Below are 17,332 nucleotides of genomic sequence, written 5' to 3'. Positions count from 1 at the left end.
GCGGACATGCTCAAAGAGCACTTGAAGCGAAAAGTTAAGCAGAAAGTCCAGAAAAAAGCAAAGGATTTGGTAACTAAGGGGATACTCAAGTCCCCCATCTTTTGGATTGTCAGCGTTTGTTTGATCGGTGTATTCGGCATGTTCTACCTGATCGCCGCAGCCGTATCATCTGCAGAAGAAGTAGCGGGGGAGACTCAGATCTTTGAGGGGATCCTCCCCCCAACCATTTATGTCCGTAATTTCGAACAATCCATCACCAGTGACTATGGAACGCGGAAACACCCCGTTACAGGTGAGGCTCAATCCTTTCACAAAGGTATAGATATCGGTATTCCGGAAGGAACCCCTGTCACAAATTCATTTGAAGGGGTAGTCACCAAAGTAAGTTATCCCCGGAGCACTGATCCGGCCAGCACGCAGAATGCAGGGATCTACGTTACCGTACAAAGTACGAATCCTCAGATTGGCATGAGCAGCCGGTATTTGCATTTGAGTGAAGCACTTGTTACACCAGGACAATATGTGAGTGTGGGAGACGTTATTGGTCTATCAGGAAACACGGGTCGATCCACTGGCCCCCATCTCCATTTTGAGATGATACCTGAAGGCAAAGAAGCTATTGATCCTAAACCTTTTGTCATGTTGATGTCTAAATTGACGGAAACAGCAAGTATAGAAGCATTCGATGTGGCCAAGAAAATTAAATGGACGGGCGTGGATGCAGAATCTGGTGCCTCATTTGAATCCAATAAGATCTTATACATTAATAATGTGTTTATGGAATCTGCAGCTCCAACATTTACAGATCAAGGGACAATCTATATACGGGAACTGGTGAATGGGGGAATCAACACGGTTCAAGCCATTCTACCGGATGGGAGTGAAGTATCTGAACCTCCCCCAGAAGCTCCTCCCGTGCAGATCCCTTCAGAGATTGGCAATCTGACTAATCCGTTCTTTATTGCCTATGCCTCAGCAGCACAAGAGGAAGAACGTAGAAGTGGTGTGCCTGCCAGTATTTCACTTGCTCAGGCAGCGTTAGAGTCTGGGTACGGAAAACGGTCCATCTGTAATAATATGTTCGGGATTAAGGCAAATAAGAGTTGGAAGGGGCCAACCTGTACAGCCACCACGCATGAAGAGATTGGCGGAATTAGCGTGCAAATTCAAGCGAAGTTCCGCAGCTATAGTAGCCCATTAGCTTCCTTTGCGGACCACTCTGCATTCTTGCTGAAGAACAGCAGATATAAAAAAGCATTGAAGATGGAGAATCCATTCGCTTTTGCTAATGAGTTGCAACGTGCCGGCTATGCAACGGACAGCCAGTATGCGAATAAACTCAAGTCCATTATGCGTTCTCAGAACCTGGTCGCTCTCGATATGAACCGAGGAATTGATCCAACAACAGGGCTACCCTTTGAGAATATTGGTTTTGGCGGCTTTGGAGGAGACAATGGGGGCGTATACGATGGCTTGATTGACTCTATAACTATCACATTTGGTCTAAGGCAATATTATGGAACCCCCGCAACTGTAGGGAACTCCAGTAGCCCGTTTAGAGATCCGGATACCGGCAAATCGATTGTCAATTTGGAAAACTATAATCGTGTGGTAAACTTAGGATATGGGGGAGATCTTAACCCTCCGAGAATTTTTATGAAGGATATTCCAAATGCCGTAACGGTTACGATTGACTCTACTGGGAAGGATGCACTCCTGGTATCCAATATAGATTATGTAAAGGGGAAATATTGATGAATGCTCAAATTGCGGAACGCTCTGATTCTTTCTTCATGATGAATTTCGAGATCACCTTTAAAGGAGTTCAGGCCTGGTTAGACATGGCTGGACACCCTATGGATGATTCTAAACTATTCCGGTTGCTGTTCTCATCGGATTATCTGCAAGAACAAGCAGAAATACTCCGGATGATTGTTTACCGGTACGAAGATGTTTTCTTCCAGGCTAATCGTACTGCATTGAATGAACAGGAGTCTGACATGCGAGCGGATGTACATGAACCAATACATCAATTGTTGTTAAAAATGATGAATCAGAAAATCATTGCTGGGGAGGATAATGCACTCTTAGATCTGTACCTCATCCTGCAGAAGGATAAACAAAGTGAATTACCACAATATCCTACGTTGCACTGTTTCTTTTAAAAAAATGTGTATAAACGTCACTTTAAAAAGACATCCAGCCGAATTTGGACTGGATGTCTTTTCTAATTTTATTGAAAGAGTTTTGGTTCAGCAACTAAAACGTATGCCTCACCGTCTTTTGCTTTAAATTCAATTTTCAGTTTAAGAACACCTTCTAGATTCACATCTACAGGGATAGCGTGATCTCCTCCCTTTAAACCTTCAAAAGATTTAATCACTTCACCATCGCCATAGAATGTAACAGTATATTCACCTGAAGTATTTTTAGATTCATCTTCTACACCTACTAGAGCAGTCAGCTTTTTGTATTTCCCATCGAGATTATATTCAACCGAAGTAATTTTCTCATCTGCCCATGAACCGTTTACTTTTGAAAGGATATTATTTCTGTATTCTGTTCCAGTAATGCTTCTATCGGACTCATTAAACCACATACGGTCTCTATAAGCATCAAACCGTGCATAATCCTTTGAACTCAAATTAATTCCGTAGCCATCACGTTTACCAACCCATATTGCTTTGTTCTTACCATCGTATTCAACTTTTTCACCTAACCCCTCACTAACGAAGCGAAGAGGAACGTATGTAGTACCCTTATATATGAAACTAACTTCACCTGCTGCCTGTTTTTTCTCAACATTGTTAAACATAAACTTAAGATTCGCGATATCGACTGTTACTGAATTACTAGCCGCTAAGGCGGTCGTTCCAAAGATCATACCTGCTGCTACAAATCCTGCTATAAAACCTTTCGAACCTGATACTTTCTTTTTCATGATCTTATCTCTCCTAAATTCAATATTTACCAATTTTAATCATATACCATTACTTATAGTGGGACAATAGTAACATTTCGAGGAAGAATGACATGTCTTTAGAACCATGATAGTGAGTATAGTAATTTTAGAAACGATCTTGAGTATAATTTCCCGAGAAAGAAAACGAAGCAAAAGAGTAATTTTCATGCATTTATTAATCTACTCTTACTTGGCCAATATCCCACTAGGAAATACATTACACATGGACAGCAAAACATATAAAAATTTACCTCTTGCATAAAGAACGTGTGTTCGGTTTATAATATATACAAACATACGTTCTTTAAATGTACGGGAGTGATACCAATGGCCACTAAACAACGAACAATCATGCTTATTGACATGCAAAGCTTCTACGCTTCAGTTGAAAAGGCAAAGATGCCCCAATATAAAAACAAACCCTTAGCCGTAGCGGGAGATCCGGCAAGACGTTCTGGTATTATACTTGCTGCATGTCCACTGGCTAAAGCAAAAGGGGTATCTACAGCTGAACCACTATGGCAAGCACTTCAAAAGTGCCCGGAATTGATTGTCGTGAGACCCCATATGCAGGAGTATATCGAGGTTTCAACTCAAATCATGTCCATTATTGAGGAGTTTACTGACCTGGTGGAACCCTACAGCATAGACGAACTATTTACGGACGTGACTGGATCACTGCATCTGTTTGGTAACGACCCCATAGACCTGGCCAAACAAATTCAAGCCAAAATACTTAATGAGACCGGCGTATATGCCAGAGCAGGTATTTCGACCAATAAAGTGATGAGTAAGCTTTGTTGTGATATGATCGCCAAAAAAATTGATGGTGGAGTATTCTTTTTAAAGAAGGAAGAACTGCATAAACATATTGGGCATAAACCTATACGTGAAATGTGGGGAATTGGATCGAGGATGGAAAAACATCTTTGGAAAATGGGGATCCGGACAATAGAAGATCTTGCCACTACGCCATTATCCAAGCTAAGAAGCAAATGGGGGGTTAATGGGGAGGTCATTTGGAGGGTAGCCAATGGTTTAGATGAAAGCCCGGTATCGATCTCAACACATAGCGTCCAAAAGGATATCGGAAACGGAATGACTCTTCCCAGAGACTATGCAGAGGCCTGGGAGATTGACGTGGTCATTCAAGATATTTGTACAGAAGTATGCAGAAGAGCCCGCAAAAAGGGACTGATGGGTAGCGTCGTATCTGTCAGTTCATCGGGAGCAGATTTCGACCGGCCAACGGGGTTTCACCGACAGATTAAGTTACCCGACCCTACGAACATAACCGTGGATGTGTGTAGGGTTGCTAAGAAGCTATTCCATCATCACTGGGACGGACAGCCTGTTCGTCGTGTCAGCGTATCACTCTCTGATTTATCTAATGCGGACACGTACCAATTATCTTTATTCGATGATCAAGAGCAGAAACGGGCGATTGATCGAGTCATGGATGACATCAAAGATCGATTTGGCGACATTGCCATACTACGAGCAAGTTCTATTACTGCAGCTGGTCAGGCAATCGATAGATCAAATAAAATTGGAGGCCACTACAAATGAGCAAAAAACTGGTAGCTAACGGATTATGGGAATCTAATCGGATGATGTTGCCACAGCATAAAGAGCGAATCAATGAACACCATGCAGAAAAAGACTATATAGATAAACCGCTCTTACACGAAGATGAACGAGAGATCATTGGACAGAACTTACGGATGTCTCTTAATTATACGTTGGAAGCTACCCTCGAATTGTTTAACAAAACTGGGAGTACATTTATACAAGGGATAGTTACATCTGTAAGTAACTCTGGAAAACGAATTAAGATCGAATTAGAACAGGGTTATGATTGGATAGATTTTGATAAGCTGCTCTCCGTTCGACTTAATGAAGGAGGGCCTGACTTTGAAACAGACATCTGAAGAATTAGCTTTAGTAAAGAGACACGTAGAAATCCCTTTCTTGATGGATACGATCGAGGAGGATAAAAAAAGAATATCCGCTTCAACGTTAAAAATGAAAACTGCTTATGTGGATCATCTGGACACGATTCAGAGAAGGATCACTGTCGAAATGGTTGAGCTGAAGAAAACGCTCAGGCAAAATGATATTAAAATAATCAAGCAATACAGATCTACGGAAAGTTTAACTGTAGACTATTCCACTCACGGATATGAACATAAAATGACACTATTATGGAGCAAAGTGAAGGTCGATATCACATTGATTCTTACAGAGTACATGCATGTAGACATCACAGCTTCACGTTAGAGGGGAGAGGGGCCCGATCCACACTTCAAATTTAGATCTCAACAACGTTCAACTATTAGCTAGGCCACAGGACTGCTTCACTCCATGAAATGCTACAGCCTTCCTATTGTCCATCTTCCTTAATTAGGTTATAATCACGATATTACGAATAACTATTAATTTTCTCGGCTGATATAATTCAGCTGTAGATGGAGCAGTTGTCAATCAGACAACGTATAAAATTGCCTTGAGGTAAATTAGTGTATGGCCTATTTGGTCATGCCTATTTTAACTTTCAGGGCTTTTTTTTGTGTCTAAAAACAAATGACATTAAAAGGGGGCTATAGAGATGGACCACATGCAAAAATATTGGTTAGATGAAATGGAACGCATATTAAAAGGTGTTAATAAACAGGATGGGTACATCACTACAATTTCCCCCCACTATATCAATGATCGTCTGCACAATGAGAATTATCCTGATCGTGTATTCGATGAACTTGATATCGTCTGGGCTATCGCTCATGGACAAATTGTCGAAGGGTTTGATAGTGGAGATAAGGGACGTAATCCTGAGCCTGAACGCACCATTGTTGGGCCAGCTATGTCTGGTGACTGGATTGTAGCAATCGTTCTCCTGAAGACAGATAAGCGATTTATCGTAAAGACTGTTTTTCCGGTGAATAACAATCCCAGATACACGAAGTACATACCTAATAATGAATAACGGGATGTGAGGATATGCCTACAAAAGATCGCCAGCAAGCACTCATGCTGCTAGCTTATATCATCGGGATCATCCTGGTGATCGATCATTTGGTTTTTGGCTAAAACGGACGGAAATCTTTTGGTGATTTTCTAAACTCATGATAAAATAAGGTCATAGGAGGGATGCTGAATGAGCTCTCAATGTGACCGGTGTAAAAAGGAGATTATAGAAATGACGACTTCAAATCAACGGCGTTTTGACGGGGGTACTTTGATTGTTACGGATATCCCCGTACAGAAATGTGGATGCGAGGAAGAAATTCACCTCGCGGATGGCGCGTTAATGGCAGGCTATGCACGATTGCTGGCTTCACACAAGATTGTTGGCAACGTCACCGTCTCATTAATGGATTTGGAAAAGAACTTCTCTATGCAGGATTTCTTTCCAAAAAGCGCCACTTTGTAATTAGTCAATTTTTATAGGATGAAATAGGGATGCTGCTATATGCAGCATCCCTTTTTTTGTTCCTAAAAACAGGGAGGAAATAGATATGATCAAAAAAGTTTCGATTCGCCTTTGCCAAAGCTTTATTTTTGGCGGGTTAGCCATTGTTGAAGTTGCTGGCGAAGAGATCTGTATTGACTTTGATGTAGCCACAAGTGGTCCTAAATTGATTGTGGTTGTGGGTGGACGTGGAAAAGCAAATAAAGTTGAAGAGTCTGTTGCGGCTAATTTTGAAAAAGAGCTACTAGAGCTCATTTCCAAACATAACGTGCTGCAACAAATCGGCGACTATCTCATTTCCGCATAAAAAGTCAAACAGGGGAGGTTCTATAGATATGGATTCCAAGAAAAAGAAAGTATGTCTTCTCGTGAATCTGGGTGGGTTTGAAAGACGAATGAGCGAAAACCTGCAGATGGCAAAAGCACTTGGTTATACCGTTTATGCCTTAACTGGAGATGGACTTGTTGATGTTGATGTTGTTCCGCTTGTACCAGTCAACGTGATGGAGTTATCAACCGCGGAATTGTTCATTTGGTCTTCATTGATCAACGAACAGTTACAGGACAGTGGCTTTCATCGTGAAGATATGGTTTTATTCGCTGCCGGCCGAAGCTATCGCGGAATACTCCCCGTTGGCACTACCATCGGTCAAGGCTTTCGGATTGGAGCGTGAGCCACATGAATATTCGTTACATCGCCTTCAAATGGCACGTGGATGCCAGGATTGATGCAGTTAAACCTGTAATTGAGCAGCTCACCTTCCGCCAAAAAGGACAGAATAACTGGGTTAGGAAGATTAACGAACATACGTTGGAAATTGAACATCGTGTTCGAATGAGCGATCAGGAACGGTCCTATTTTTGGATACGGTTTTCCCATCCTTCTGGCAATACAGATAAGACGGCACTAACCCGCGCGCTGTCAGAATGTTTTTTCGCAATGAATGGTCATTTCAAAACATATGTAAATTGGCTGCAAGTAGCCTTTGATAGGGATAAGATACGCTCCGTTTTAGGTTATACAGAAAAAACATCGAACATATGGACCAAAACTGTTGATAAGCAACTCGGTTTTACCGTGTATCCCATTCAGGATTACTATCTTTTTGAAGTCAAAAACCTGGATATACGGAAAACGATTAAACATCAGCAATACGCCGTATGGATCGATGAAATTACATATAACTTAACGGGGAAAGAGCAGCCAGACGATCAAATAGGATTCGAACTGGTTGGATAGTTATTTAAACAAAAGTTTCGAGGAGGATTCTGTAATGACAACCGAACTATCTGATGCACAACATGGCAACATCCTAACTTATGTAGCGGCATTGCCTGGAGATATTGGTCAAAATATCTTGTTGTGCATTGAAAAATGGGTGAACGTAGAGCAGGCTTTCGGGTACCCCCACCCGGTGCAGGTATGTAGTAATGTTCAAGCCATGCACAGCCGCCAGCCGATTCTAACAGACCAGCAGTGTCTAGATTTACAGATCTTAAAAATGCATTTAGGGCAAGCAGTCTAAACGCTCAATCTGGTGAACATATAAAAATCATTATTGGAGGGTTACAGATGAAAAATGTAGCTGATTATAAAGGAAAATTGATCGTGGCCACTTTTAATTTAACTGGTGATGTTCTTGCAAAAGGTAGGGTCATTGATACGGCTGGTTGCAACATGATTTTTGTTCTACAGGAATCCGGACATGAAGTATCTGTGACCGTTCATGAGAACACTACGATTAAAGTTATCGCTTAAATTCACAATAGACATTGAAGCAACACATGCAAGAAGCTGGAGGCAATAGATAATAACATATGTTGAGGAGGGAGTCCCTCTGCCGCAGTTTGGGGCAGTGCCCCTTCTCGGTATGGGCGCATAACGATGAACATGAATAACATTCAGATGATGAAATTACAGTATCAGGCTGCACGCCGTAAAAAGTTGTTGACCTACACTGTGATCGGGAAGATTCTTTCTCGTAGTTAAGTTCTGAGTTCCTGCAAGAAGCTGGAGGCAATAGATAACATTATACATTGAGGAGGGAGTCCCTCTGCCGCAGTTGGGGCAGAGCCCCTTCTCCGGTATGGGCGCATAACGATGAACATGAATAACATTCAGATGATGAAATTACAGTATCAGGCTGCACGCCGTAAGAAGCTGTTAACCTACACTGTCATTGGGAAGATTCTATCCAGGAGTTAGAGGACTGGATTGATTATAGATAACTGAGACTTTTAAGAGTGAACCCCTTAATTAATAAGGGGTTCTTTCTATTTTTCTGACAATGAGGAGGTAATACGTTGAAACTGAAAGCGATAGAAATGACTGGCTTTAAAAATTATGCAGAGTACGCTTCTATATCTTTTGGCAGGATTAACCGCATTGTCGGTGATCGGGATAGAGGAAAAACCGCGCTCTGTGAAGGTATCGTATGGTCAGTCTTAGGTTGTGATCTTCAAGGCCACACCAAAGGGATTAAAAAATATGTGCAAAGCTGGAACACCAAGCATACCCGAGTTCTTACCGTATGGGAGATTGAAGGGTATGACCAGCCAGTATCCATTTGTAGAGAGATAAAGGGGAAAACCGTTCATCTCTTCTTAAATGAAGTTGAAACTACTCAGAAGGACATAGACGCTATTGTGGGCCAAACCGATACATTCCTTTGCATTTTTGTTCCTGGCTATTTTGATTCTCTTACACCGGTGCGTAAACGGAATGTACTCCTATCCCTCATGCCAAAGATTGAGTATTCAGCAGCAATGGCATGTCTCTCTATCGAGGATCAAGAGCGTCTAAAAACGATGAAGGATCCTGTGGACCTTCTCAATGAACTTAATGACGAGATGAATGAATGGAACGAATACATCGGAGATATCGAAACCAGAATCCAGAAAATACGTATTGCCAGTAATTTCAATGGTGGTGCAGATACCAATTCTGAGATTACTCGAGAACTAGAAGAAAAAACGGCAGAACTGAATGAACTTTCAGCGGTCCAAGGTCCATCTATCCCTGATTATGTTACTGAATGGGAATCCGATCTTATTCTTCTCGGGAAACGATATAGAGAAACTCACGATGAATGGCATGCCATTTATTACGATTGGAAGCCGGAGGATGCAGAGGGGAAGAAGGAACGTGCCCTTCTGATACAAGTAAAGAAAACGGAGTGCCAAGCCCTGCTAGATGAGGGTGTGCAAATAAAAGAGAACATTTCTCGTATGTATACACAGCACGAGGAAGAGACAGAGGACTTTAAACAGCGGAAGGAGCAGGAAATGCAGTTTTTGCAATCGGATATTCAGCGTCTGCAGGTCAAACAATCAATGTTGGCCAAAACCAGTGTTGATTCCGAGAAACTGCCACATCTGCAACAGAAGTTGTTAGAAGGCCAGAAAGAGCAAAGAGAGATTTCTCTTCATATTCAGGCTGTTCAGCATTTTCTACTGCAATATGCGCAGCTGCAGGTAAGTAAAGCCAACCTGCAGATGACTTCATCTGAAATTGTGCTGGAACGGCGAACTGTGAAGGGCGTAATCCGACTGCAGCACAAATTGCTCTATCAAGGAAAAGAGTTTGGTTTAACCAGCTCAGAGCAAGCGCGGGTTTCTCTTGATCTGTCTCGTTTGGAGGAAGAAGTAAACGGCCGTTCAGTTCCCGTTTTCATTGAACACGGGGAACCTGTACAGAATTTTGGAGAAGAACAAGGACAAATCTTTGTGACGTCCATGATCCCCCAGGCCGAGCTTTCTTATGAAATCATTGTGGCGTGAATAGGATAGGAGACAGTGCTGATCCAGCAACTGTCCCTATTTATTTTGAAGGAGGTAATATAAATGCATATGTTCATTGTAGGTGTACTGAGTAGTTTGTATTTTGTAGTTCTGTTTATTGTAGCGATCATCCTGGGTTCCCTCTTGGTGACAGCTAAAAATAAACTGACGGGGAGATTTTTAAACCGGTATTATATTGTCAGTTATAAGGGGCACGGCGTATACGAGCTGCATTTCAATCCTCTTTTTGGTTTCTACTATGCCAAACCAAGCAAGTACTTTGAATTGAGACGTGCCGCGGTTAGCATTTTTGAATCCAAGTATCCGGATACCAGCCTTTTTGCGATTACATCCACTTTACAAGGAAAATACACTAAAGATGGTATAGAGGGTATTACAGTAGAGGAAAATGCATGGAAACGTTTCGTTGGGAGACAGATCAATTATTTTGTGATTCTGAGAAATCTGGCAAACTATCAGAAACGCCCCCGTACCTCTGAGTGGCAATGGATGCATTTGATTCGGCGGGTCAGAGAGACACCCCCACGCAAATACTGGATAACAAAGAATCCGGAAGGAACCATCCACCATGAATCCATTTAAAACGTTGGTTAAAAGAGTAACCCGTTCATTTGAAACTCTTTTTGGATTGGTCCCCTGGGTTAACGTCTACACAGTGAGCCGTGCTTATGGTGGAGCAGAAGCTGGCGGATGGTATTACCGGAAATATAAATGTGAGCAGAGTAAACAAACTTGGCGATGGGCTGCTGATGCACTTCAGTGTCAGTTACAACGGAAATTCGAAGGGTTAGCCTGGGGAATTCTCTCATCTGAAACGGATGGACAAGAGATCATCGTTCTTATTGAACAACGTAAGGCCGGCAAAGAGTATGTATCTCGTCCGCCTTATGAGCCCCAGTATATCGTAGAGCAGCCTGATCGTGCGAAGTTGGAGGCGCTGGAGCAACAAAAAGCAGCACAAGAGATGAAGCCTGCACCCAAGGCTTATAGAAAAAAGAGACCTTCTTTCTGGTCCAACTCTTCTTCTCGTAAAACCAAGCTTTTAAAACAAACCTCATCCAAACAAATGAAGCGTTGTCTCCGATGCAATGGTACCGGAAAAACTCGCTATAAGCATATACAGAATGGTGTTTGTTTTATGTGCAAAGGCAGCGGGAAAGTAAGAACATACCGAAGTAAGGCTTCATAGAAATGGAGGAGCTCTATTATGCTTATAGAAAATCACTTTCAGAAGGATTGTTACGAGATTATGCGAGCTGAATACCTTCAGACCCTTACGAAAGATGAGATCCGGCGATCGCGCATTCACTGTGAAAAGCAACTTCAACAGTTCGATAGCATGGATATGGAGAAACGAAATGAATATATCGCTCTGGAAGTAATGAATTGGTCCCGTCATACGGTAGAACCGCCATTTTACATTACTCAGAAAGATTATCTTAAAGTAGATTCCTTTCAACCTGCTCAGGAAATAGGGTCAGCGTTCCTTGTCTTTAATTATGTACTGGTTGAAGATAAAACATCGCTGGTGGCATGCGGGTCCGGTAAGGGCCGATTCTGGGCTGTCTACTATGAAGATACGTTCATTGGTGTTGGAGAAACAGCAGAAATGGCTATTTGTAAGGCATCCATCGTAATTAATGATGCTGTAGTCATGAAGCTAAATACGGTTTGATGTAATATACCTCTTTCTGCTGCAGGTACTCCATATGGAGCCTGTAACTAAAGAGGTTTTTTCATCTTGTCCGGAAGAAATACTATAAAAGGGGGGAAAGCTCCAATCGTTAAATGTCGGCTTTATTGCCGAAATTGTCGCTGGAGCACATGTATGAATCCGAAAGATACATTCTATAACCGGAAAGCCAGAGAAAAGGAACGTTCATTTTTCTCTAACATAGGGAGAGCTGGTTCTGTTGTCTACACTATCAAGACAGGACGGATCAATACGATTCAAAAAGTGACTGAGAGATATATCTATATCCGATCAGAGAATGGACACGCCGACAATCGTATCCCTCGGGATAGCATCCGTCGAGCACTGGCTCTATTATTTTATAGGCGTGTGACTACTCTCAAGGCTCTTATTAAGATTAACGCCTATTCAAGTGCGATGGCAGCCATCATCAAAGCTATAATGGTGGACATATGCAAAGTGGTGAAGACGAAGTCCGGTGCCGTTCGATTAACACTCCGCGGGTTGCGGTATATTTTTAGTGGATTAAGTAAATCGAAAAGGGATATGGAAATTGTGAGAGAGTATGGGGGGCGCTTTATTCTGCTCAATTATTTCACGATCCGGAATGACCATACAAACCAGTGGAAGCAGACCATTATAGAGTTAGGGTTTGACTATAAATGCGTCATTATAGACCCTGGAGAGAAGACATTACATGATGCTGCCAAAAAAGGGCTGCCTGTTAAGCCTATCAACATTGATGATTATGCTACATTTATCAAGCAGCATAATGATATCATATACCAGTACCTTACACTGGATATTATCGGTGATTCAGCCGCCACCCAACGTAATACGAATTATTTGGCTCTGAAGGTTGGCCGTAAGCCGGTACCGGTATATCATATCCAAAGCGATATGGCTGCTCTGCAAGAGTTAGTTGATGAAGAACATGAACTAATTGCAATTGGTGGCAGTGCACTGAGATCCGTGAGTACACAGCGGAGAGAAAGAGCGTTTGACGAGATATTTAGAAAGTATGGAGACTCTGTTAATTTCCATGCTTTAGGGCTTGGATCATTTAACTTGCTGCTCAAGTATAGTTGGTTCTCTGCTGATGCCAGCTCCTGGCTTAATGCTCGTATATTCGGGAAGTTACAGACGTTGACTGGACAATCTATCGTGCCCCCTTACATGTCAAGTGAGGCAGCACTCGGGTTTAATGTAAACCTGCTCGTCTCTCTGGAGGAGAGGTACTATGATCTTCAGACAACGATAGACATGTTTGTATAAAACGAAGAACCTCCTTGCGGGGGTTCTTCGTTTTATTACAGTCGTAAGTTATAATTAGATAGAGGTGATTAGATGACAAATGATGAAGCCGCGTTCTATTCCAAGCACTACCGTACAGAATATTTTTTACTTGATCGCGAGATGATTCTAGGGGATGAAGATAATCGAGTCTGTCGGTTTTGTGGATTGAACCCTACACGAGTACAATTTGAAAAAAAGGCTCATGCCATCCCTGAATCAATAGGCAACAAGCATGTGCTGACCTATTACGAGTGTGATATGTGTAATGATTTCTTTGGTAAAACTTTAGAGAACGATCTCGGACGCTACAGTGCACCATTAAGAACACTCTCACTGATAAGAGGGAAAAAAGGAATTCCTGCACATAACAAAAAAGGCATCAATGTAAGAGCAAAAGATCATATGGTTCACATTAAAGTTGATCCAGACTCCTCACTTGTTGAATACGATAAGGAGGCGGGAGAGATCACACTTACCTTAACAAGGTTGTCTTACATACCCATGGCTGTCTATAAGGCATATGTAAAAATGGCCCTTACAATGATGGATGAATCTGACTTCAAAGATTTCCCCATGACGTTAGATTGGATTAAAGAGACTGACCATCTGTTGAAGCGGCCCCAAGTAAAGTTATATGCCTATACTAAATTCGTCGAAGGATTACATGTATTTCCCGTACCTGAGGTTCATCTACTGTATAGACAATCGGATGCCCCAACTTATTTGCCATATGCCTGGTTGGTTCTTTGTACAGGAAACCAAGTGATTCAAATCATGATTCCCTACAGTGATAAAGATGAGGGTTTCAAAAACCATTTGGAACAAGGAAATACCTGGAGGTTTATTCCTCATCCAGAACTACTCAGAGAAGGTGCTTCAGACAGATTAGACTGGTCTGGAACGGAAAAGATTTATAACGAACCTTTGCAGCTTACCCTTGTGTCAGGTCCAGGTCAGATAACAGAAGAAGATGGGTATGATTTTAGTGAATTACTGCTAGAACTAGGATTTGAAGAAGACTTTAAGAAGTTCATGGCCAATAGGGAATCTTAACCCCTAGAATCCTTATATTTTTTCTATTTGGAGGAACCTCATGTTTTATTTCGGATGGATGGCCATTGGCTTTATGGCCATAGCGGGACTCGCAACGGCAATACACTGGTACAATCGTGGTTGGTATGAAAGCAATTTGTTGAACATCCGTAAAACGTCCTATGCCATTATGGCACTTATTTATTTTGGGATGATTTTAGCCGGTCACATTCTATTAAATGATTGGGTGCAAGCCGTACAATTCGCCAGTATAGCTATCTTCATTGACCTGGCTATTTTAGAAACGCCAAGTATTCAAAAGATCGGAAATACTGAATTCAAAAAAAATGATCAAATTATCGAAAACACAATACGTGATAATGAACGGATCATTCTCTCTAGTTTTCAGAAAACAGCTCAATTTACTGCAGTTGTTCAATACTCACAACATCATCTAACCGAGCTCACAGATGAGCAGAAGGATCAGTTGCCAGAGTGGGATTTGTACTCGTCTATGTTAAAAGAGTATCTTCGATATTATACGGATACTTTCGGCTTACGGATCTCAACTACATCGATTCAATTCGATAGCGACCCAGAAATACGCATGACTAACATAAGGAATTCTCTCCCTCAGATTGAAAGAAGCAACAGTATTCTGATCCCTGAAGAGAACAAAGAGGAAATCAGTAAAGAATTAGCAGAAGCAGCAGTTTACGTGGTAGAGGAAGGAAATACGATTTGTGTACCTTTCTTCGGATCTACCAATAGTTTCATTATCACTATCCAAGCAGCTGAATCTGGAGCCATATTAAATGGGATTGATGCTAATAATATTGTTAATCTAGTCCAGATATTTGATTGGTTCATAGATGGGTAGTGTGGTATATTAAGTATACGAGGTGATATTTATGACACTTTTTAAACAGTCTAAAAAAATTGATGCAACCCCGGATAAGGTTGTTGTTCGTCGGCCTAAGACCACAATTGAGAAGAATATGGGCCTAGAGAAGATTTTGAAAGCAAACGATAACGTACTGAATATCCTTAAAAATAGATAATGGCTGTTTGTATGATCCGAGGTGCTCTATGAAATTTCATAGAGCACCTTTTTGCGTTACCTTATTCACCGCACAGACCTTCTCTAATAGGTTAATAGGTTTAAATGTCTCTCATTATGCCAATCCTTGTTAAAAACGAAGAAGGGGCGTATAGACATGGAAAAGAAACCTCTTAAACCTACAGCTAATACTAAACCTAAAACAACCGTGCCGGACTGGGGGATTAAGAAAGTATTGGAACAGAATAAAAAAGTATTGGATTTCTTGAACAAACGAAAATGAGCAAGTGCCCCCGAGGGCACACCTTGTTTACATTCCCTTTTAAAATGGTTTGGGTAAAGGCGGTATTCTGATCCCCGTAAAACCACCCCCGGGGAAACCAATACGTTTGAAAAACCGTCCGACTTCATTTACTGTATCCGCAGGAAGACGTGCAAGTTTTACTAAGTCGTCCATAAATGCCGCATCTAATCGTTTATCATCAATTGGCCATTTTACAATTACCTCTTGGAATAGGGAGCTACCGGGTATTTGGGAAAATCCCTTGGCAATGCCACTTGCCTCAAGATACTCTTGATCAAGCCCTGGTACACCGAGTTTGTTCAGTAAATCATTTGTGAAAAAGTTGCAGTTATGACCTGCAACATCATATCGGGTTCCGTTCCAATCATTACTCACCATATTGAGTACCGACTTTATGCTATCCAAGTTTCCTGGTACGTGCCGTACTATTTCCCGATGGAATATAAAACGAGAATCCATCATCCTCGGATAACAACTCTCTACGCGGTTACTCATCTGGAAATAATATTCCCGATCCCCAATAACCGTCCCTGTATGCCAGATAGGAGCAGTATAAATTTTATATACGTTGACTACGATCCGCGTCAGTTCATTAATATTCGCATTATCAGGAGATACAATACGAAAGCCCTCCCACGATTTAGGCACATCACGATTGGCCGTAAGTATTCCGTCAGATTCTGCACTTAAATATTTACCGTTATATGCAGATATAGCAACGAGCCCACTTTGATCGATGTACATTTTGAAAGTCTCTTTTTCTTTTTCCTCAGGGCTGATTGCTACTACAAGCGATCTACCTTCTTGTTCAGCGCTTAGGAATTGGCCGTTATGAGCCTTCAAAGTAATGTGAACCTCATCCAAGCGATGGAGTTCAAATGTTTCCCAAGCCCTAGCTGCTGGTCGATTTACAACACAAAGATTACCGCCCCCATTCTCTGCACAAACATAAGTGCCCATCCAGGTTTGCAAGCATACACGTGATGTCTCTCCAGTATTCGGTATCAATGATGTGCTCTTATTCGGAGTACAGAATACCTCTTCATAAAAAGGCATGTTAAGAGCTGAAAGTGGTACCTCACTTAATCCACCAGCCTCGCCTTTTATAAGATTCGTACCAAATACCACACCCTCACCGTAATCAGCCTGATGAAAATTAGGGAACCCCCCATTGTACGGAAGAGAAATACTGTAGTCATTGACTGCTCTAAAGCGTTCAGCGATATCCGTTGGATTACCAAGATCAGTTGCTTTGACATCTTTCCAATCAACATATCCTGGTTTGAAAAAGTAAAACCCATACAAATTATTTGTTCTATCGTGATGGAGAGAGGGGATTGCTGCAGGATATCCATCCTCTGAAGCAAGATTGGCTGCAATTCTGAACATCTCCATCATATTTGTACGATCAGGATTACCTATACGGTCTCCAGAAATGCTTTTAAAATCTACAGCGGTCTCTTTAATACAGAAAATCGCGATAACTGTTCCATTTCCATGGTCAGCTTGATGGAAATTAGGGAACCCTGCAATGTACCCTTCGCCTTTAAGTTCTCTCAATACATAATCCATTGAGGCATTGACCCGTGCTGCTTCAACACACATATTCCTTTACCTCCTCAGGGTTGAAATAACTGAAACGTTCGAGGATTATTATTGTACAATATTGAATTATTATCCCGCGTATGATCATGACTTTGGATTCCCTCATC

At 41.7% G+C, this 17,332-nt stretch carries 22 protein-coding genes; 20 read left to right on the top strand and 2 right to left on the bottom strand.

Annotated features, from left to right (window positions below):
- The first annotated feature begins 21 nt into the window (after positions 1-21).
- Both Q0V21_RS31160 and Q0V21_RS31155 read left to right on the top strand, forming a co-directional pair.
- Complete coding sequence (locus tag Q0V21_RS31160; protein WP_301882321.1) at positions 22-1,755, top strand: glucosaminidase domain-containing protein; 1,734 nt, start codon at positions 22-24, stop codon at positions 1,753-1,755.
- A complete protein-coding gene (locus Q0V21_RS31155) occupies positions 1,755-2,165 on the top strand; it encodes a hypothetical protein (RefSeq protein WP_301882320.1) in 411 nt (136 codons plus the stop codon). Before Q0V21_RS31160 ends, Q0V21_RS31155 begins: the two co-directional genes overlap by 1 nt.
- Positions 2,166-2,233: 68 nt before the next feature.
- On the opposite strand, the gene Q0V21_RS31150 is transcribed toward Q0V21_RS31155, so the two are convergent.
- Positions 2,234-2,941 (bottom strand): NPCBM/NEW2 domain-containing protein, encoded by a 708-nt coding sequence (locus tag Q0V21_RS31150; protein ID WP_301882318.1) that lies wholly within the window; start codon positions 2,939-2,941, stop codon positions 2,234-2,236.
- A gap of 348 nt (positions 2,942-3,289) precedes the next feature.
- On the opposite strand from Q0V21_RS31150, the gene Q0V21_RS31145 reads away from it, so the two are divergent.
- From Q0V21_RS31145 to Q0V21_RS31060, 18 genes are all read left to right on the top strand, one after another.
- Positions 3,290-4,531: a DNA polymerase IV gene (locus tag Q0V21_RS31145; protein ID WP_301882317.1), complete on the top strand. Its 1,242-nt coding sequence runs from the start codon at positions 3,290-3,292 to the stop codon at positions 4,529-4,531.
- Positions 4,528-4,893, top strand: coding sequence for a YolD-like family protein (locus Q0V21_RS31140; RefSeq protein ID WP_301882315.1), 366 nt, complete (start codon positions 4,528-4,530; stop codon positions 4,891-4,893). The genes Q0V21_RS31145 and Q0V21_RS31140 overlap by 4 nt, the downstream gene beginning before the upstream one ends.
- Complete coding sequence (locus tag Q0V21_RS31135) at positions 4,877-5,242, top strand: YhjD family protein (protein WP_301882314.1); 366 nt, start codon at positions 4,877-4,879, stop codon at positions 5,240-5,242. The genes Q0V21_RS31140 and Q0V21_RS31135 overlap by 17 nt, the downstream gene beginning before the upstream one ends.
- Positions 5,243-5,570: 328 nt before the next feature.
- Entirely contained in the window at positions 5,571-5,948 is a 378-nt protein-coding gene (locus tag Q0V21_RS31130; RefSeq protein WP_301882313.1) for a DUF4258 domain-containing protein, read from the top strand.
- Between the two features lie 213 nt (positions 5,949-6,161).
- Complete coding sequence (locus Q0V21_RS31125; protein WP_258166600.1) at positions 6,162-6,395, top strand: hypothetical protein; 234 nt, start codon at positions 6,162-6,164, stop codon at positions 6,393-6,395.
- An 85-nt stretch (positions 6,396-6,480) separates the two neighbouring features.
- Positions 6,481-6,741 (top strand): hypothetical protein, encoded by a 261-nt coding sequence (locus tag Q0V21_RS31120; RefSeq protein WP_301882311.1) that lies wholly within the window; start codon positions 6,481-6,483, stop codon positions 6,739-6,741.
- A 28-nt stretch (positions 6,742-6,769) separates the two neighbouring features.
- The gene (locus Q0V21_RS31115; protein WP_024633918.1) at positions 6,770-7,108 is read left to right on the top strand and encodes a hypothetical protein; all 339 of its coding nucleotides are present in this window, start codon (positions 6,770-6,772) and stop codon (positions 7,106-7,108) included.
- A 5-nt stretch (positions 7,109-7,113) separates the two neighbouring features.
- A complete protein-coding gene (locus Q0V21_RS31110; RefSeq protein ID WP_301882308.1) occupies positions 7,114-7,674 on the top strand; it encodes a hypothetical protein in 561 nt (186 codons plus the stop codon).
- Positions 7,675-7,708: 34 nt separating this feature from the next.
- Positions 7,709-7,960, top strand: a complete 252-nt coding sequence (locus Q0V21_RS31105) for a hypothetical protein (RefSeq protein WP_301882307.1) — start codon at positions 7,709-7,711, stop codon at positions 7,958-7,960.
- Positions 7,961-8,007: 47 nt separating this feature from the next.
- Positions 8,008-8,193, top strand: a complete 186-nt coding sequence (locus Q0V21_RS31100; RefSeq protein WP_301882306.1) for a hypothetical protein — start codon at positions 8,008-8,010, stop codon at positions 8,191-8,193.
- A gap of 545 nt (positions 8,194-8,738) precedes the next feature.
- A complete protein-coding gene (locus Q0V21_RS31095) occupies positions 8,739-10,214 on the top strand; it encodes a hypothetical protein (protein ID WP_301882305.1) in 1,476 nt (491 codons plus the stop codon).
- Between the two features lie 63 nt (positions 10,215-10,277).
- A complete protein-coding gene (locus tag Q0V21_RS31090) occupies positions 10,278-10,817 on the top strand; it encodes a hypothetical protein (protein ID WP_301882304.1) in 540 nt (179 codons plus the stop codon).
- On the top strand, positions 10,804-11,424 hold the full coding sequence (locus tag Q0V21_RS31085) for a hypothetical protein (RefSeq protein WP_301882302.1): 621 nt from the start codon (positions 10,804-10,806) through the stop codon (positions 11,422-11,424). Before Q0V21_RS31090 ends, Q0V21_RS31085 begins: the two co-directional genes overlap by 14 nt.
- An 18-nt stretch (positions 11,425-11,442) precedes the next feature.
- The gene (locus Q0V21_RS31080; RefSeq protein WP_105410502.1) at positions 11,443-11,910 is read left to right on the top strand and encodes a BC1872 family protein; all 468 of its coding nucleotides are present in this window, start codon (positions 11,443-11,445) and stop codon (positions 11,908-11,910) included.
- 153 nt (positions 11,911-12,063) lie between these two features.
- Positions 12,064-13,203: a hypothetical protein gene (locus tag Q0V21_RS31075; protein ID WP_301882301.1), complete on the top strand. Its 1,140-nt coding sequence runs from the start codon at positions 12,064-12,066 to the stop codon at positions 13,201-13,203.
- 72 nt (positions 13,204-13,275) lie between these two features.
- Positions 13,276-14,277: an HNH endonuclease gene (locus Q0V21_RS31070; protein ID WP_301882300.1), complete on the top strand. Its 1,002-nt coding sequence runs from the start codon at positions 13,276-13,278 to the stop codon at positions 14,275-14,277.
- 40 nt (positions 14,278-14,317) lie between these two features.
- Positions 14,318-15,136 carry a type II toxin-antitoxin system SpoIISA family toxin gene (locus tag Q0V21_RS31065; protein ID WP_301882299.1) on the top strand — a complete coding sequence of 273 codons (819 nt, stop codon included), beginning with the start codon at positions 14,318-14,320 and terminating at the stop codon, positions 15,134-15,136.
- Between the two features lie 337 nt (positions 15,137-15,473).
- Positions 15,474-15,599, top strand: a complete 126-nt coding sequence (locus Q0V21_RS31060; RefSeq protein WP_258166598.1) for a hypothetical protein — start codon at positions 15,474-15,476, stop codon at positions 15,597-15,599.
- Between the two features lie 39 nt (positions 15,600-15,638).
- On the opposite strand, the gene Q0V21_RS31055 is transcribed toward Q0V21_RS31060, so the two are convergent.
- Complete coding sequence (locus Q0V21_RS31055) at positions 15,639-17,225, bottom strand: DUF7910 domain-containing protein (RefSeq protein WP_301882298.1); 1,587 nt, start codon at positions 17,223-17,225, stop codon at positions 15,639-15,641.
- Positions 17,226-17,332: the final 107 nt, after the last annotated feature.

Origin of the sequence: Paenibacillus sp. 11B (genome assembly GCF_030487755.1) — a bacterium.
Taxonomy (GTDB): Bacteria; Bacillota; Bacilli; order Paenibacillales; family Paenibacillaceae; genus Paenibacillus; species Paenibacillus vandeheii.
The sequence above is the reverse complement of the archived record's forward strand: the minus strand, read 5'-3'. Positions and strand labels throughout refer to the sequence as shown.

Coding starts and splice junctions, on each gene's coding strand:
- Q0V21_RS31155 (WP_301882320.1), top strand. CDS start 1,755: ATGAATGCTCAAATTGCGGAACGCTCTGATTCTTTCTTCATGATGAAT.
- Q0V21_RS31150 (WP_301882318.1), bottom strand. CDS start 2,941: ATGAAAAAGAAAGTATCAGGTTCGAAAGGTTTTATAGCAGGATTTGTA.
- Q0V21_RS31145 (WP_301882317.1), top strand. CDS start 3,290: ATGGCCACTAAACAACGAACAATCATGCTTATTGACATGCAAAGCTTC.
- Q0V21_RS31140 (WP_301882315.1), top strand. CDS start 4,528: ATGAGCAAAAAACTGGTAGCTAACGGATTATGGGAATCTAATCGGATG.
- Q0V21_RS31130 (WP_301882313.1), top strand. CDS start 5,571: ATGGACCACATGCAAAAATATTGGTTAGATGAAATGGAACGCATATTA.
- Q0V21_RS31125 (WP_258166600.1), top strand. CDS start 6,162: ATGACGACTTCAAATCAACGGCGTTTTGACGGGGGTACTTTGATTGTT.
- Q0V21_RS31120 (WP_301882311.1), top strand. CDS start 6,481: ATGATCAAAAAAGTTTCGATTCGCCTTTGCCAAAGCTTTATTTTTGGC.
- Q0V21_RS31115 (WP_024633918.1), top strand. CDS start 6,770: ATGGATTCCAAGAAAAAGAAAGTATGTCTTCTCGTGAATCTGGGTGGG.
- Q0V21_RS31110 (WP_301882308.1), top strand. CDS start 7,114: ATGAATATTCGTTACATCGCCTTCAAATGGCACGTGGATGCCAGGATT.
- Q0V21_RS31105 (WP_301882307.1), top strand. CDS start 7,709: ATGACAACCGAACTATCTGATGCACAACATGGCAACATCCTAACTTAT.
- Q0V21_RS31100 (WP_301882306.1), top strand. CDS start 8,008: ATGAAAAATGTAGCTGATTATAAAGGAAAATTGATCGTGGCCACTTTT.
- Q0V21_RS31090 (WP_301882304.1), top strand. CDS start 10,278: ATGCATATGTTCATTGTAGGTGTACTGAGTAGTTTGTATTTTGTAGTT.
- Q0V21_RS31085 (WP_301882302.1), top strand. CDS start 10,804: ATGAATCCATTTAAAACGTTGGTTAAAAGAGTAACCCGTTCATTTGAA.
- Q0V21_RS31080 (WP_105410502.1), top strand. CDS start 11,443: ATGCTTATAGAAAATCACTTTCAGAAGGATTGTTACGAGATTATGCGA.
- Q0V21_RS31075 (WP_301882301.1), top strand. CDS start 12,064: ATGAATCCGAAAGATACATTCTATAACCGGAAAGCCAGAGAAAAGGAA.
- Q0V21_RS31070 (WP_301882300.1), top strand. CDS start 13,276: ATGACAAATGATGAAGCCGCGTTCTATTCCAAGCACTACCGTACAGAA.
- Q0V21_RS31065 (WP_301882299.1), top strand. CDS start 14,318: ATGTTTTATTTCGGATGGATGGCCATTGGCTTTATGGCCATAGCGGGA.
- Q0V21_RS31060 (WP_258166598.1), top strand. CDS start 15,474: ATGGAAAAGAAACCTCTTAAACCTACAGCTAATACTAAACCTAAAACA.
- Q0V21_RS31055 (WP_301882298.1), bottom strand. CDS start 17,225: ATGTGTGTTGAAGCAGCACGGGTCAATGCCTCAATGGATTATGTATTG.